10 protein-coding genes are annotated in these 14,277 nt (G+C 71.2%); 6 read left to right on the forward strand and 4 right to left on the reverse strand.

Annotated elements, in window-relative coordinates:
• Positions 1–11: 11 nt before the first annotated feature.
• The 4 genes from trxA to FM112_RS09045 all read right to left on the reverse strand — a co-directional run bounded on the left by trxA (position 12) and on the right by FM112_RS09045 (position 5,797).
• Positions 12–335, reverse strand: a complete 324-nt coding sequence (gene trxA, locus FM112_RS09030) for a thioredoxin (protein ID WP_087006669.1) — start codon at positions 333–335, stop codon at positions 12–14.
• A 41-nt stretch (positions 336–376) separates the two neighbouring features.
• Complete coding sequence (trxB, locus tag FM112_RS09035) at positions 377–1,456, reverse strand: thioredoxin-disulfide reductase (RefSeq protein WP_087006671.1); 1,080 nt, start codon at positions 1,454–1,456, stop codon at positions 377–379.
• A gap of 107 nt (positions 1,457–1,563) precedes the next feature.
• A complete protein-coding gene (gene murJ / locus FM112_RS09040) occupies positions 1,564–3,465 on the reverse strand; it encodes a murein biosynthesis integral membrane protein MurJ (RefSeq protein WP_087006673.1) in 1,902 nt (633 codons plus the stop codon).
• Positions 3,458–5,797, reverse strand: coding sequence for a DUF6049 family protein (locus tag FM112_RS09045; RefSeq protein ID WP_140400639.1), 2,340 nt, complete (start codon positions 5,795–5,797; stop codon positions 3,458–3,460). Before FM112_RS09045 ends, murJ begins: the two co-directional genes overlap by 8 nt.
• A 105-nt stretch (positions 5,798–5,902) precedes the next feature.
• Here FM112_RS09045 and FM112_RS09050 point away from each other — a divergent pair, with 105 nt between their 5' ends.
• From FM112_RS09050 to FM112_RS09075, 6 genes are all read left to right on the forward strand, one after another.
• A complete protein-coding gene (locus FM112_RS09050; protein ID WP_087006677.1) occupies positions 5,903–7,315 on the forward strand; it encodes a CCA tRNA nucleotidyltransferase in 1,413 nt (470 codons plus the stop codon).
• Positions 7,308–8,255, forward strand: coding sequence for a carbohydrate ABC transporter permease (locus FM112_RS09055; protein WP_087006679.1), 948 nt, complete (start codon positions 7,308–7,310; stop codon positions 8,253–8,255). Before FM112_RS09050 ends, FM112_RS09055 begins: the two co-directional genes overlap by 8 nt.
• Complete coding sequence (locus FM112_RS09060) at positions 8,245–9,135, forward strand: carbohydrate ABC transporter permease (protein WP_254910431.1); 891 nt, start codon at positions 8,245–8,247, stop codon at positions 9,133–9,135. The genes FM112_RS09055 and FM112_RS09060 overlap by 11 nt, the downstream gene beginning before the upstream one ends.
• A gap of 132 nt (positions 9,136–9,267) precedes the next feature.
• Positions 9,268–10,584, forward strand: a complete 1,317-nt coding sequence (locus FM112_RS09065; protein WP_087006684.1) for a sugar ABC transporter substrate-binding protein — start codon at positions 9,268–9,270, stop codon at positions 10,582–10,584.
• 1,016 nt (positions 10,585–11,600) lie between these two features.
• The gene (locus FM112_RS09070) at positions 11,601–12,830 is read left to right on the forward strand and encodes an LLM class flavin-dependent oxidoreductase (RefSeq protein ID WP_087006699.1); all 1,230 of its coding nucleotides are present in this window, start codon (positions 11,601–11,603) and stop codon (positions 12,828–12,830) included.
• 34 nt (positions 12,831–12,864) lie between these two features.
• Positions 12,865–14,235, forward strand: coding sequence for an NtaA/DmoA family FMN-dependent monooxygenase (locus tag FM112_RS09075; RefSeq protein WP_087006686.1), 1,371 nt, complete (start codon positions 12,865–12,867; stop codon positions 14,233–14,235).
• The last annotated feature ends 42 nt before the right edge of the window (positions 14,236–14,277 follow it).

Below are 14,277 nucleotides of genomic sequence, written 5' to 3' on the forward strand. Positions count from 1 at the left end.
CGTCGCGGCGGCTAGTCGAGGTAGCCCTCGAACTCCTTCTCGAGGGCGCCCTTGGGCTTGGCGCCCACCGACTCCTTCCGCACCTCGCCGTCGTGGAAGAGCTTGATCGCCGGGATGCCGGTGACCTGGTACCGCATCGCGATATCCATCTCCTCGTCGACGTTGACCTTGACGATCTTCACGTTCGGGTGCTCCGCGGCGATCTGGTCGAGCACGGGCGCGACCTGCTTGCACGGGCCGCACCAGGGCGCCCAGAAGTCGACGATGACGGAGCCGGGGGCCTGCAGGACCTCGGCGTCGAAGGTGTCGTTGGTGGCTTCGATGACATTGGACATGGGTTCGGTCGCTTCCTTCGTCGATGCTGGATGGGTTCGCGCTACTTGTCGGTGCCGAAGAGCGAGGCGCCGGCGATCGGGTTGATCGAGATGGCGGGCGCCGCCTGCTGCTCCGGGGCCTGCTGCTCCTCGCCGGCCTGCGATTCCGCCTCGGCGTCCTCGGTGCCCGTGGGCGCGTCCACGCGCGCGAGCAGCCCGGGGTCGAGCTCGGAGAGGTACTGCTCGGCGTCGAGGGCCGCGACGGTGCCGGAGCCGGCGGCCGTGATCGCCTGGCGGTAGTGGTCGTCGAGCACGTCGCCCGCGGCGAAGACGCCGGGCAGGGAGGTGCGGGAGCTGCGCCCCTCGACGGCCACGACGCCGGACTCGGCGAGCTCGATCTGGTCGGCGAACAGGGCGGTCCGCGGGTCGTGGCCGATGGCGATGAAGGCGCCGGTGAACTCCTGCGCGAACTCCTCGCCGGTCTCGGTGCTCTGCAGGCGGATGCGCTCGAGCCCCTTCTCGCCCTCGAATTCGAGCACCCTGGCGTCGGTGAGCCACTCGATCTTCTCGTTCGCACGCGCGCGGTCGAGCATGATCTGCGAGGCGCGGAACTGCTGCGAGCGATGGATGACCGTCACGCGGTCGGCGAAGCGGGTGAGGAACAGCGCCTCCTCCATGGCCGAGTCGCCGCCGCCGATCACGGCGATGCGCTGCTCGCGGAAGAACGCGCCGTCGCAGGTCGCGCACCACGAGACGCCGTGGCCCGAGAGGCGGTCCTCGCCCTCGACGCCGAGACGGCGGTAGGCGGAACCGGTCGCGAGGATCACGGCCAGGGCCTCGTACTCGCCCGAGTAGGCGGTGCGGATGCGCTTGACGTCGCCCTCGAGCTCGAGCGCCTCGACGTCGTCGTAGACGAGCTCGGTGCCGAAGCGCTCGGCCTGCTGCTGGAACCGCTCCATCAGATCGGGGCCGAGGATGCCCTCGGGGAAGCCCGGGAAGTTCTCGACGTCGGTCGTGTTCATGAGCTCGCCGCCGACCTCGACGGCGGAGGTGAACAGCACCGGCTTGAGCCCGGCGCGGGCGACGTAGATGGCAGCGGTGTACCCGGCGGGACCGGATCCGATGATGGCGACATTTCGCATGGTGGGCGACTCCTGGGAGCGGGTTATCGGCTGCGCGCCGAGCGGTCTGCGCGGCGCACGCTATCCATCATGACAACCCCGCCCTGGATGTTGGTATTCCGCGCGGCTCAGATCAGCGGCTCGTCGTCCTTCGCATGCCGCTTCTCGTACTCCTCGCGCTGCTTCTGCCGCTCGTAGCGGCGCATCTCGCTGCGGGTGGGCAGCTCGGTGGTGAAGTGGGTGGCGCTCACGGCCATCTCGCTCTCGGGGCTCGACTGCGAGGTCGAGCCGATGCCCATCGCATAGCCCGGCATCGGCTCGTGCTGCATGAGCGTCTCGTACTGCTCCGCGAACTGCTCGGCGCCCACCGCCTGCGCCGAGTGGCGGTGCAGCTCCACCGAGTGGCGGCCGCGGCGGCCGTCGAGGCGGCGGAGGATCGGCCCGGCGAAGGCCTCGAGCTCGGGGCTGCGCGAGAACAGGGCGAGGCCGAAGAACACGAGGACCATCGCGAAGCCCGAGGCGATGCACGTGATGAGCGCCGCGCTGATGCCGCCGCGCGCCCAGCCGCCGTACGTGTAGCCGCCGAGGAGCCACATGATGCCGGCGCCGACGATCACCGTGGGCACGGCGAACGCGGCGAACCGGATGACCGCCCTGAGCAGTTCGGGGCCGTCGATCGTGCCGAGGCGCTTGCGCAGCACGCGGATCATGACGAGGAAGCGCAGGACCGTGGTCGCGGACTGCACGAGCGCGAGCGACATGACGAGGTACTCGATGTCCACCGTCATGGAGACGACCAGGATGCCGATCAGCTGCAGCGGCGCCGTGAGGGCGTAGAGCAGGAAGACGCTGCGGGTGTCCTCGAAGGCGTAGAACACGCGCTGCACGTAGTACAGCAGCGAGTACGGCAACAGGCTGATGAGCAGCGAGGAGAGCACGACCGCGAGGGCCACCATGCCCTCGTCCGTACCGTCGAAGATCCGCGCGAACGCGGGCGAGATGATCATGAGCGCGATGGCCGAGAAGATCATGAACATCGCGATGGATCTCGCGCCGCGGGAGAAATCCTCGACCACCGATCTCGTGTCCCGATTGGCGGCCTTCTCGCTCATCGAGGTGAACATCGTGGTGGTGAGCGAGACCGTCACGATCGAGTGCGGCAGCATGAAGATCATCATGGCGTTCTGCAGCGCCGCCAGGGAGGCGGCGGCGCCGAAGGCCACGTTCGCGGCCACCGTCTCGAGCCAGCCGGTGATCTGCACGACCACGAGCAGGCCGAAGGACCAGCCCGCGAGCTTGCCGATGCGGCTGAGGCCCGTGCCGCGGAAGTGGAAGTCGGGCCGGTAGCGCAGCCCCGCCCTGCGCAGGAAGAAGAAGAGGATGCCCGCCTGCGCCACCACGCCGAGCGTGGTGCCGCCGCCGATGGTGGCGACCATCACGGGCGTCCACTCGGCGATGGCGCGGCTGCCGCCCGGGTCGGCGCCGAACAGGAGCGAGAACACGACGAGCATGCCGATCGCGATCACGTTGTTGAGCGCCGGGGCCCACGCGAACGGCGCGAACACGCTGCGCGCGTTGAGCACCTCCGAGACGACCGCGTAGAGGCCGTAGAAGAAGATCTGCGGCAGGCACCAGTAGGCGATCGCGATGACGAGGCCGAGCTGCTCCTGCGAGAGCGTCAGGCCGTAGATCCAGGCGAGGATCGGCGCGCCGATCGTGACGACCACGGTGAGGCCGCCGAGCACGACGATGGCGAGGGTGATGAGCCGGTTGACGTACTCGCGGCCCCCGTCCTCGCGCTTGGTCGCGCGCACGATCTGCGGCACGAGCACGGCGTTGAGCAGGCCGCCCGCGATGAGCGAGTAGATGCTCGTGGGCAGCGAGTTCGCGTTGGCGAAGGCGTCGGCCGAGGCGGAGCCCACCAGACCGATGGTCTGCGCGAGCACGATCGCCTTGACGAATCCCAGCACTCGCGACACGAGCGTGCCGGAGGCGAGGACCAGGCTGGTTCGACCGAAGGATTTAGCCATCGGAAGATTGTCCCACTTCCTCCGAGCGCTCGCGCCTGCGGCGGCGGAGCGTCCGCCAGACGCCGAGCACGAAGAGCACGACGCCCGAGCCGATGAGCAGGACGACGGCGACGCTCTCCAGCGTCGAGTTGACGTTGACGACGAGGTCGGCCTCCGAGTTCAGCGGCGTGCCGTCCACGGTCCACAGGGTGGCCTCCACGCCGCTCACGCCGTTGGCGATGGCCTCCACCGGCAGGGTCGCGCGCGTCACCCCTCCCGGGGGCACGACCACGGTGGCCGAGTCGGTCACGCTGAGGTGGCCGGTGGTCGGGCGCAGCTCGACCACCACCGTGACCTCGCGATCGGTCGCGTTCTCGACGAACAGCGGCAGCGAGCTCTCGTGCCCGATGAGCTGGATCTCGCTGCCCTCGACCACCGAGATCCGATCGGCGGCGTCGGTGGCGAGCCGCACGAACGAGCCCGAGACCGTATCCCAGCGGTCCGACTGGATGAGCCCGCCGTTCAAGGCGAAGAGCAGCTCGGCGCGCAGCTCGCCGGTCACCTCCCCGGGGTCCTCGTAGAGCGAGCTGAGGGCGATGCCGCGCGTCTCCGCCTCCCGCAGCGCGTTGAACTTGCCGATCGCCGCCTCCGAATGGGGCATCGGCAGCAGCTCGGTCTCGGTGAGCGCGGCCGGGTCGGACGCGGCGGCGGGCGCGGGCGCGAGGCTGGTCCAGCCGTGCGAGTCGAGCTGGTCGAGCAGCTCCCCGAGCCTGGACGGATCCTCGAGCGCGCTGCGAGGCAGCGTCGTGACGATCTCGCGGGCCTCGTTGGGCAGCTCGCGGGAGACGACGGAGAGGAGCGTCGCGACCTCCGCGGCGCCGTCCTGGAACTCCATCGGGCTCTCGGCGGTGACGGCGTCGGCGACGGCCTGGTCGATCTGCGTGTCGGTGACGAGCACCTCGGTGTCGCCGATGCGGTGCTGCGAGCTCGGGGTCGCGTAGCGGTCGGGCGAGAGCGTTACCTGGGCGCCGTCGAGGATGACTGTGCCGCCGCGCCACTCCGCGAGGGCGCCGAGGTCGCTCACGGTGCCGGCCGCGGGCCACTGGAGGTCGTCGCGCGTGTAGTCGAAGGCGAGCAGCTCCTCGAGCCCGGGCGGCGGCACGGACTCCGTCTCGGGCTCCTCCTCGCCATCGGCCTCCGCCTCCTCGGGCGCCGTGCCCGCCGGATCGGTGGCGTCCGGCTCGGCGCCCGCCGCGTCGGCGGCGCCGGTGGTCTGCGGCGGGGTCGGGCCGGCCTCTCCGGTGCCGGTTGGCGCGCCGGTCTCCTGCGCATCCGCCTCGGCGTCCTGCCCGGCCCCCTCGCCGTCGGCATCCGGATTGACCTCGACGAGGAACTCGTGCTGGGAGGTCTCGTAGGAGAAGTCGGTCGGCTCGAGCGGCTCCTCGAGCCCGGCCTGCTGCTGCAGGGTGAGGCTCGCATCGGCGAACTCGAGGGGGAAGCTGTCGTTCTCGAGCGCCTCGAGGCGCTCGATCCACTCGAGCGCGGTCTCGGGCGCGTCGTCGCCGAGGGCGCGGATGGAGACGAGCAGGCGCGGATCGATCGCGAGCGTTGCCGAGGATCCCTCGACGGCGTCGAGCAGCTCGGTGAGCCGGCCCTCCTCGGCGGTGAGCTCCTCGAGCTCCTCGATGCTCAGCAGCGCCCGGTCGGTCACCGGCGCCACGATCGGCACGATCGGGCTCACGGTGACGGGCTGCGCCGAGGACTCCGCGTCCCAGACGAGCGTCGAGCGGCCCTCGGCGACGAGATCCTCGCCCTCCACCCACTGGACGCTGATGCCGCGGGCGCCGAAAGGGCCGCCCTCGAGCAGCTCGGTGGCGGACTCGGGCAGCGTCACCGGCAGCGTGATGGTGGAGCCGGCCTCGAGCTCCGAGACCGGGGCGCGGTACACCTCGGTGCCGAGCTGCCAGTCCTCCTCCGGATCCCACCACGAGTCGAGGTCGTAGCGCGTGTCGATCGTCGCCGGCGCGATGCGGATGACGATCTCGCCCGCGCTCGCGGCCTCGTCCACCCGGTTCGCGAGCGCGACCGTGCCGCTGAGCTGATCGCCCTCGCCGACCACGCCGCCGTTCTGCAGCGAGAGCTCGGCGGTGCGCTGCCCCTCGACGCCGATGCGGGGGGCGGCCGACTGCTGCGGGGCGGGCCGCGCGGAGCCGCCGGCATCCGCCGCGTCCGGCGTCGCGACGCCCTGCGCGGGGGCGGACCCGGCCGCGCAGAACCCGAGCACCACCGCTGCGGCCGCGAGGAATCGCCGCCAGGGCAGCCGTGGTGCTCGCGGATGCGATGCATCAGACATGGGGCAAGTCTACGAGCGCAACGTTGCGTGACGCTTCCGCCGCTCGACGGACACCCGCTCCGAGCCGGCTCGTAGACTGTTCCGGTGGATCACGTGCAGACGGCAATGGCCAGACTGACCGAACTCTCGCGCTCGGGACCGGTCGCGGCGCTCGCGGCCGCCTTCGAGGACGCCGGACACGAACTCGCGCTCGTGGGCGGGCCCGTCCGGGACGCCTTCCTCGGACGGCCCGTGCACGATCTCGACTTCGCCACGGACGCGCGGCCCGATCGCATCCTCGAGATCGTCGCGCCCATCGCCCAGGCCCACTGGGACATCGGCCGCGAGTTCGGCACGATCGGCGCGCGCATCCGGGGCGAGCAGGTGGAGATCACCACCTACCGCGCCGACACCTACGACGGCCTGTCGCGCAAGCCCGTCGTGGCCTTCGGCGACTCGATCGAGGGCGACCTGCATCGCCGCGACTTCACCGTCAACGCGCTCGCGCTCGCCCTGCCGCGGCTCGAGCTGGTCGACCCGACCGGCGGCTTCCAGGACCTGCTGGCGGGGGTGCTGCGCACGCCCGTCGAGCCCGAGGTCTCCTTCGGCGACGACCCGCTGCGGATGCTGCGGGCCGTGCGCTTCGCCGCGCAGCTCGGCTTCTACCTCGACCTGCCCGCGCACGACGCGGTGCGCGAGATGGCCCCGCGCATCCTCGACATCTCGGCCGAGCGGGTGCGGGACGAGTTCCTCAAGCTCATGGCCGCGGACTCCCCGCGCGCCGGCATCGAGCTCTTCGTCGAGACAGGCCTCGCCGAGCTCGTGCTGCCCGAGCTGCCCGCGCTGCAGCTCGAGCGGGACTCCGCGCATCAGCACAAGGACGTGTACGAGCACTCGATCAAGGTGCTCGAGAACGCGATCGCGCTCGAGCAGGAGCACCGCCCCGAGCACTCGCCGGACGTCGTGCTGCGCATCGCGGCGCTGCTGCACGACATCGGCAAGCCCAAGACCCGCGAGTTCGGGCCGAAGGGCCAGGTGACCTTCCACGGCCACGACTGGGTGGGGGCCAAGCTCGCGCGCAAGCGGCTCACGGCGCTGCGCTTCGACAAGGACTCGATCAAGCAGATCTCGCGCCTCGTCGAGCTGCACATGCGGCTCTACAACTACGGCGCGGCGGGCTGGACGGACTCGGCGGTGCGGCGATTCGCGCGCGACGCCGGCGACCGGCTCGACCAGCTGCTGCTGCTCATCCGCGCCGACATCACGACGCGCAACCGGCGCAAGTCCGACCGCCTGCAGTTCGCGATCAACGACCTCGAGGAGCGGCTCGCCGACCTCCGCGAGCGCGAGGAGATGGCGGCCATCCGCCCGGACCTGAGCGGGGACGACATCATGCGCATCCTCGACCTCGAGCCCGGTCGCGTGGTCGGCGAGGCCCGGAGCTTCCTCCTCGAGCTGCGGCTCGAGGAGGGGCCGCTCGGACCCGAGGAGGCCGAGCGGCGCCTGCTCGACTGGTGGCGGGAGCGCGCCGGTGACTGAGTCCGCCCCGCCCTCGGGCGGGAGCGCCGTCGCCGAGGAGCCGCGCCGGGCCAGGCCCCGCCGCGGATCGCTCCGGCGCCGCCCCGTCCGCGAGGCGCTGACCGCCTACGGGCTCGTCGCGCCCGCGCTCTTCGGCGTCTTCGCCTTCCTGCTGCTGCCAGTGCTCGTCCTGGTGCCGCTCTCCTTCGCCGACTGGGACCTGCTGCATCCGCTCGAATGGGTCGGCACGGCCAACTGGTCGGCGGCGCTCGCCAATCCCGACGTGTGGAAGTCCTTCGGCGTCACGATGCTCTTCGTGCTCATGGTGCTGCCGCTGCAGGTCGGCCTCGGGCTGTGGCTCGCGACCCTGCTCGTGCGCAACCTGCCCGGCTCGGCCGTGTTCCGCACGCTGCTGGTGCTGCCCTGGGTGAGCGCCCCGGTCGTGCTCGGCGTGGTGTGGCGCTGGCTGCTCGACTACGACGGCGTCGTGAACCAGCTCCTCGGCGAGCACATCGGCTGGCTCACGGACGCGCGCTTCGCGCTGCCCGTGGTCGCGTTCGTGCAGGCCTGGACGCAGATCGGCTACGTCTCGCTCTTCTTCATGGCCGGGCTCACGAGTATCCCCGACGCGACCGTCGAGGCCGCGCGCATCGACGGCGCGAGCGACCGGCAGATCTTCTGGCGCATCAAGCTGCCGCTGCTGCGCCCCACGATGTTCTTCGTGACCGTGACGGGCATGATCGCGGCCTTCCAGGCCTTCGACCTCGTCTACACGCTCTCGCCGAACGGCGGCCCGCAGGGCACCACCGACCTCATCGCGGCGCGCATCTACTCGCAGGCTATCCCGTTCTCCAACCTCGGCCAGGCCGCGGTGCTCGCGATCATGCTGTTCGTCCTGCTCGTCGCGGTCGCGCTCGTGCAGAACGCCTACTTCTCGCGGAGGACCACCTATGAGCGCTAGCACGGCGCCCGCCGGCGGCGGGCTGCGGAGGCGGATGGGCGGGCGCGCCGGGGCGAGCCGCGCCCGCGCCGCATGGCGCGGCATCGGCACCTACGCGGCCCTCGCGGCCGCGGGGCTGCTCATGCTCGTGCCCTTCGTGCTCGCGATCCTCGTGGCCTTCACCTCGCCGCAGCAGTTCGCGGCCGAGGGCGTCACGATCCCCTGGCCGCCGACCGTCGAGAACTTCCTCGCCCTCGGCGACCTGCGCGTGGACATGTGGCAGGCGGTCGGCACCACCTTCGCGGTCGTGGCGGTGGTCACGCTCGGCCAGCTGCTGTTCTCCACCACGGCGGCCTTCGCCTTCGCGCGGATGCGCTTCCCCGGCCGCGAGCTGCTGTTCTGGCTGTTCCTCGCGACGCTCATGGTGCCGCAGGCCGTCACGGTCATCCCGCTGTACTTCATCATGTCCGAGGCGGGCTTCTACGGCAGCTTCCTCGGCCTCGTGCTGCCCTTCCTCTTCGGCTCCCCGTACGCGATCTTCCTGCTGCGGGAGCAGTTCCGGCAGATCCCGCAGGAGCTCCTCGACGCGATGCGCATGGACGGCGCCGGCACGCTGCGCATCCTCTTCGGCCTCGTCGTGCCGCTGTCGAAGCCCACGCTCGTGACGCTGCTGCTCATCACGGTGGTCACGCACTGGAACAACTTCATGTGGCCGCTCATGATCGGCGCCAACCGCATCCACGTGATCACGACGGCCACGGCGGCGCTGCAGGAGCAGCACCAGAACAACTTCACGCTCATGATGGCGGCGTCGATGCTCGCGATGATCCCGCTCATCGTGTTGTTCGTGGTCTTCCAGCGGCGCATCGTCGACTCGATCCGCATCACCGGCTTCCGCTAGGCGCGCCCGTATTACGTGAGTTTGCACGCACGGCGCTGCGGGCGCGCGAACTTTGGGAGAATGGGCGACGATTCCATGCGCGTACATACAACGGCGTCGCGTCGCGCGTCGTCGGCACAGAAAAGAGGGACTATGACTTTCCGTCGAATCGCCGCCGGAGGAACGGCGCTGCTCGCCGCCTTCGCGCTCGCGGGATGCGCCCAGGGCGAAGGGGAGGGCGGCGGCGTCACGCTGTCGCTGCGGCTGTGGGACGAGAACGTCGCGAGCGCCTACGAGCAGTCCATCGCCGAGTTCGAGGCCGCCAACGAGGGCATCGACGTCGAGCTCAACGTGGTGCCCTGGGACCAGTACTTCACGACGCTCCGGAGCGACGTCTCCGCGGGTGCGGGCGACGACGTCTTCTGGCTGAACGGCGCCAACGTGAACGACTACGTCTCGAGCGGCAACCTGCTCGACATCGACGAGACGCTTGGCGCGGACGCCAAGGAAGCCTGGAACCCGGCCGTGGTCGAGCAGTACACCGTGGACGGGGCGCTCTACGGCGTGCCGCAGATCACCGACGGCGGCTCGGCGCTCTACATCAACGAGGAGCTGCTCGCCGAGGCCGGGGTCACCGCCCAGGAGCTCTCGGACGCGACCTGGAGCCTCGACCCGGAGGAGGACACGCTGCTGCCGCTGCTCCAGCAGCTCACGATCGACGCGAACGGCAACAACGCCGCCTCGCCCGAGTTCGACCCGGGCAGCGTGGAGACCTACGCGTTCAACGCCTCCACCGAGCTGCAGAACATCCTGCTGAACTTCATCGGCTCCAACGGCGGCACCTTCCAGGACGCCGAGGGCAACCTGACCCTCACCGAGCCGAAGACCGTCGAGGCCTTCCAGTACCTCGTGGATCTCGTGGACGAGTACCACGTGGCCCCGCCCGCCGAGGCCACGAACAGCAACGGCGACTACACGCGCGACCAGTTCCTGCAGGGGAGCCTCGCGGTGTTCGAGTCGGGCACCTACAGCCTCGCGCCCATCGGCGAGGGCGCCTCGTTCGACTGGGCCGTGACCGAGATCCCGGCCGGCCCGGCGGGCAAGGTCACGACCGCGCCCGGCGTCGTCGCGGCGGGCAACGCCAACACCGAGCACCCCGAGGAGGTCGCGGCGCTGCTCGAGTGGCTCGGCTCGGCCGAGGGCGCGGCGTTCATCGGCGCCGAGGGCGCCGCCGCCCCCGGCGTGACCGACGCGCTCGAGAGCTACAACGGCTACTGGGAGGAGCAGGGCGTCGACACCTCGCCGTTCTTCACCGTGACCGAGGGCGAGACCATCCCGCCCGTCACCGGCGAGAACTACCAGGCGCAGCAGGAGGCGTTCGTGCCGCACCTCAACGAGGTCTTCCTCGGCAACGTGCCCGTCGAGGAGGGGCTGCAGCAGGCGCAGGACGCCGCCGACGCGGTCTCCTAGCCGGGATCCGTCCGCCGACGGGGCGGCACGACGCCTTCGGGCGCCGCGCCGCCCCGCCGCTTTCCGGGTCGCCGCTTTGCCGGGTCGCGGAGGCTGCGCCCTTCGCGGCGGCCCAGCCTGGTCGCCGTTGCGCTCCCGGGCCTGCCGGTCCTGTGCCCGCGGTCTCGCTGCCCCTGTGCCCGGTCTCGCTGCCCCTGCATCCGGGGCTGCTGCCCTGTTCCCGGGCCTGCAGTCTTCCCCCTGTATCCAGGGTTGCCGTCCGTGCGCGGCCCCGCCGCCACTGCGCCCGCATTGGGGTGCATGGCTTCGGCATGCGCATATCTGCTTCCGCGGGGCTATGCGTCCGGATTCGGGAGGAGGCCGAGCCGGGCTCGGAGGCGGTAGGCGTACTCGGATGGGGTGCATGGCCCCGGCATCGGCATATCCGGTTCTGCGGAGCCATGCGTCCGAATTTGGGAGGGTGCAGCCGGCCTTGGAGGCGGTAGGTCTACTCGGATGGGATGCATGGCCCTGCCATCCGCATACGCGGGGTTGCGGGGCTATGCGTCCGAATTTGGGAGGACGTGCAGTCGGGCTCGGAGATGGGCAGGCGTACTGGAATGGGGTGCATGGCTTCGGCGCGCGCACATCCGGTTCTGCGGGGCTATGCGTCCGGTTGGGCAGCCGGGCTTGGGGTGGCAGGTCTACTGGGATGGGGTGCATGGCTCTGCCATCGATATATGCGGGGTTGCGGGGCTATGCGTCCTGATCCGGCAGGGCGCAGCGCAGTGCGCAGGGCGGACATCCGGGGAGACGGGGGACCGGGCAGCCGCAGAACCGGGGCGCCCCGGAGCCGCGGAGCCGGGCAGTCAGGGGATCGAGGAGCCGGGCAGTCAGGGAGCCCCGGAGGGCGCGCGGTCATCCGCTGTCACGCGTCGTCATCGGCCGTCACGAGGAGATGAAGGCCCGGGCCCGCGGTTCTAGTGTCGGGAGGCAACGACGCATCCTCGCAGCACGCGAACCGGAAGGTGAACCACGTGAGTACAACCCCAGCATCCGCCCAGCCGTCCACGGCCGCGAACCGCCTGCGCCTCGGCGTCGCGCTCGAAGGCGCCGGATGGCATCCGGCGGCCTGGCGCGAGGCGTCCTCGCGGCCCCGCGAACTGTTCGACGCCGGCTACTGGCGCGACCTCATCCGCACCGCCGAGCGCGGCCTGCTCGACTTCGCGACCATCGAGGACGGCTTCGCGCTGCAGTCCTCGAACCGGCTGCGGCCGGATCGGCGCACCGACCAGGTGCGCGGCCGCCTCGACGCGCTGCTCATCGCCGCCGCCGTCGCCCCGCACACCGAGCGCATCGGCCTGCTGCCGACCGTGACGACCACCTTCACCGAGCCCTTCCACGTCGCGAAGGCCGTGGCCACGCTCGACCACGCGAGCCGCGGCCGCGGCGGCCTGCAGGCGAAGCTCTCGCTCGGCGAGGAGGAGTTCTCGGCCTTCGGGCGCCGGGAGTGGCCGCTCGCCGACTCCGGCGACCTGCGGCTCGACTCCGAGGCCGAGTTCGCCGAGGCGGCGGAGGCGCTCGAGGTGCTCCACCGGCTCTGGGACAGCTGGGAGGACGACGCGATCATCCGCGACGTCGAGACCGACCGCTTCCTCGACGCCGACCGTCTCCACACCGTCGACTTCGAGGGCGAGCATTTCAGCATCCGCGGCCCGCTCACGGTGCCCCGCTCGCCGCAGGGCCAGCCCGTGGTGTCGGCCCTCGCGCACGCCGAGACCCCGTACCGCTTCGCCGCCGGCGGCGCCGACCTCGTGTTCACCACCCCTGACGGCGCGCTCTACCGCGACGACGCCGCGAAGATCCTCGCCCAGCTGCGCGCGGCCGAGGCGGAGGCCGAGCGCGAGCAGCCGCTCGTGGCGCTCGCGGACCTCGTCGTCTTCCTCGACGCCGAGGCGGGATCCGGCCGCGACCGCCTCGCGCGCCTCGACGGCCTCGGAGAGCCGCTGGCCTCGGATGCGCAGATCGTCGCGGGCTCGGCGGCCGAGGTCGCCGACCGCATCCAGGAGCTCCACGAGGCCGGATTCGCCGGCGCGCGACTGCGCCCCGGCGTGAGCACCGACGACCTGCCCGCGATCGCCGACGGGCTCGTGCCCGAGCTGCAGCGCCGCGGCCTCTTCCACGACCACTACGAGGGCGAGACCCTCCGCGAGCGGCTCGGGCTGCCCGCCCGCGCCGCCAACCGCTACGAGCGCGTCTCCGCGTGACCGGCATCGAGATCTTCAGGAACGGAACCAGCACATGAGCAAGCAGGCGAAACGACAGGTCTTCCTCGCGGCCTACTACGCGGGGGTCAACGAGAGCGTGCTGTGGGAGGACAGCGAGCCCGGCGCGCAGATCGACTTCGACAGTCTCAAGCACGTCGTGCAGACCGCCGAGCGCGGCCGCTTCGACTACTTCTTCCTCGCGGAGGGCCTCGCGCTGCGGCAGCGCGGCGACCGGTTCTTCGAGCACGACATCGCCGGGCGGCCCGACACGCTCCCCATCCTCGCGGCGCTCTCGGCGGTGACCGAGCACATCGGGCTCGTGGGCACCCTCAACACGACCTTCAACGAGCCCTACGAGCTCGCCCGACAGCTCGCCTCGCTCGACCACCTCTCGGGCGGCCGGGCCGGATGGAACGTCGTGACCTCCTTCGACGCCTACACGGGCGCGAACTTCCGCCGCGGCGGCTACCTGGACCGCGACCTGCGCTACCGGCGGGCGGAGGAGTTCGTGCATGCGGTCAAGGAGCTGTGGGACTCCTGGCCCGAGGACGCGATCCTCGCCGACAAGGACAGCGGTGAGTTCCTCGCCACGGACGCCGCGGGCGAGTTCGCGCGCAGCACCGACCAGTTCGACATCTCGGGCCGCTTCACGGTGCCGCGCAGCCCCCAGGGCCGCCCGGTGATCGTGCAGGCCGGCATCTCGGGCGACGGCCGCAACTTCGCCGCCGCGAACGCCGACGTGATCTTCTCGCCCTTCCACGCGAACCCGGAGGCGCAGGAGTTCTTCCGCGACGTCAAGCAGCGGGTCGAGGGCTTCGGCCGCCATCGCGACTCGCTGAAGATCCTGCCCGGCTCCGAGTTCGTGCTCGGCGACACCGAGGCCGAGGCGCAGGAGCTCGCGCGCGAGACGCTCGACCGCATCTACACGCCTACGACCGCGCTCGTGCGGCTCGAGCAGGTGTGGAACCGCGACCTGTCGAACTACGATCCGGACGGGCCGCTGCCCGACCTCGAGCCGGTGCTCGACGGGCCGAACCACATCCAGGGCCGCACCTTCTACATCGACCGGCAGGGCACGATCGACCAGCTCCGCGCACTCTCGGAGTCGCGGGGGCTCAACCTGCGCGAGACCGCGCGCGAGTTCTTCGGGCGGATCGATTACGTCGGCACGCCCGAGCAGGTCGCGGACCAGATCATCGACTTCGTCGACGGCGAGGGCGCGGACGGGCTCGTGCTCGGCCCGCGCGTGACCCCGCACGGCCTCGACGAGTTCGTCGACCGCGTCGTGCCGATCCTGCAGGAGCGCGGCGCGCTGCGCACCGAGTACGAGGGGTCGACGCTGCGCGACAACCTCGGCCTGCCGGTGCCCGAGCGCGGCGAGCAGGCCCCCGCCTTCTTCGCCTGACCGCGCCACCGCAGCCCCGTGGCCCCCCCCCCCCCCCCCCCC

Source organism: Gulosibacter sp. 10 (assembly GCF_900163695.1).
Lineage (GTDB): Bacteria > Actinomycetota > Actinomycetes > Actinomycetales > Microbacteriaceae > Gulosibacter.

What these genes read in the sequence shown, in the direction of transcription:
- FM112_RS09050 (WP_087006677.1), top strand. Translation starts at nt 5,903, where the DNA reads ATGGCCAGACTGACCGAACTCTCGCGCTCGGGACCGGTCGCGGCGCTC.
- murJ (WP_087006673.1), bottom strand. Translation starts at nt 3,465, where the DNA reads ATGGCTAAATCCTTCGGTCGAACCAGCCTGGTCCTCGCCTCCGGCACG.
- trxB (WP_087006671.1), bottom strand. Translation starts at nt 1,456, where the DNA reads ATGCGAAATGTCGCCATCATCGGATCCGGTCCCGCCGGGTACACCGCT.
- trxA (WP_087006669.1), bottom strand. Translation starts at nt 335, where the DNA reads ATGTCCAATGTCATCGAAGCCACCAACGACACCTTCGACGCCGAGGTC.
- FM112_RS09075 (WP_087006686.1), top strand. Translation starts at nt 12,865, where the DNA reads ATGAGCAAGCAGGCGAAACGACAGGTCTTCCTCGCGGCCTACTACGCG.
- FM112_RS09045 (WP_140400639.1), bottom strand. Translation starts at nt 5,797, where the DNA reads ATGTCTGATGCATCGCATCCGCGAGCACCACGGCTGCCCTGGCGGCGA.
- FM112_RS09060 (WP_254910431.1), top strand. Translation starts at nt 8,245, where the DNA reads ATGAGCGCTAGCACGGCGCCCGCCGGCGGCGGGCTGCGGAGGCGGATG.
- FM112_RS09065 (WP_087006684.1), top strand. Translation starts at nt 9,268, where the DNA reads ATGACTTTCCGTCGAATCGCCGCCGGAGGAACGGCGCTGCTCGCCGCC.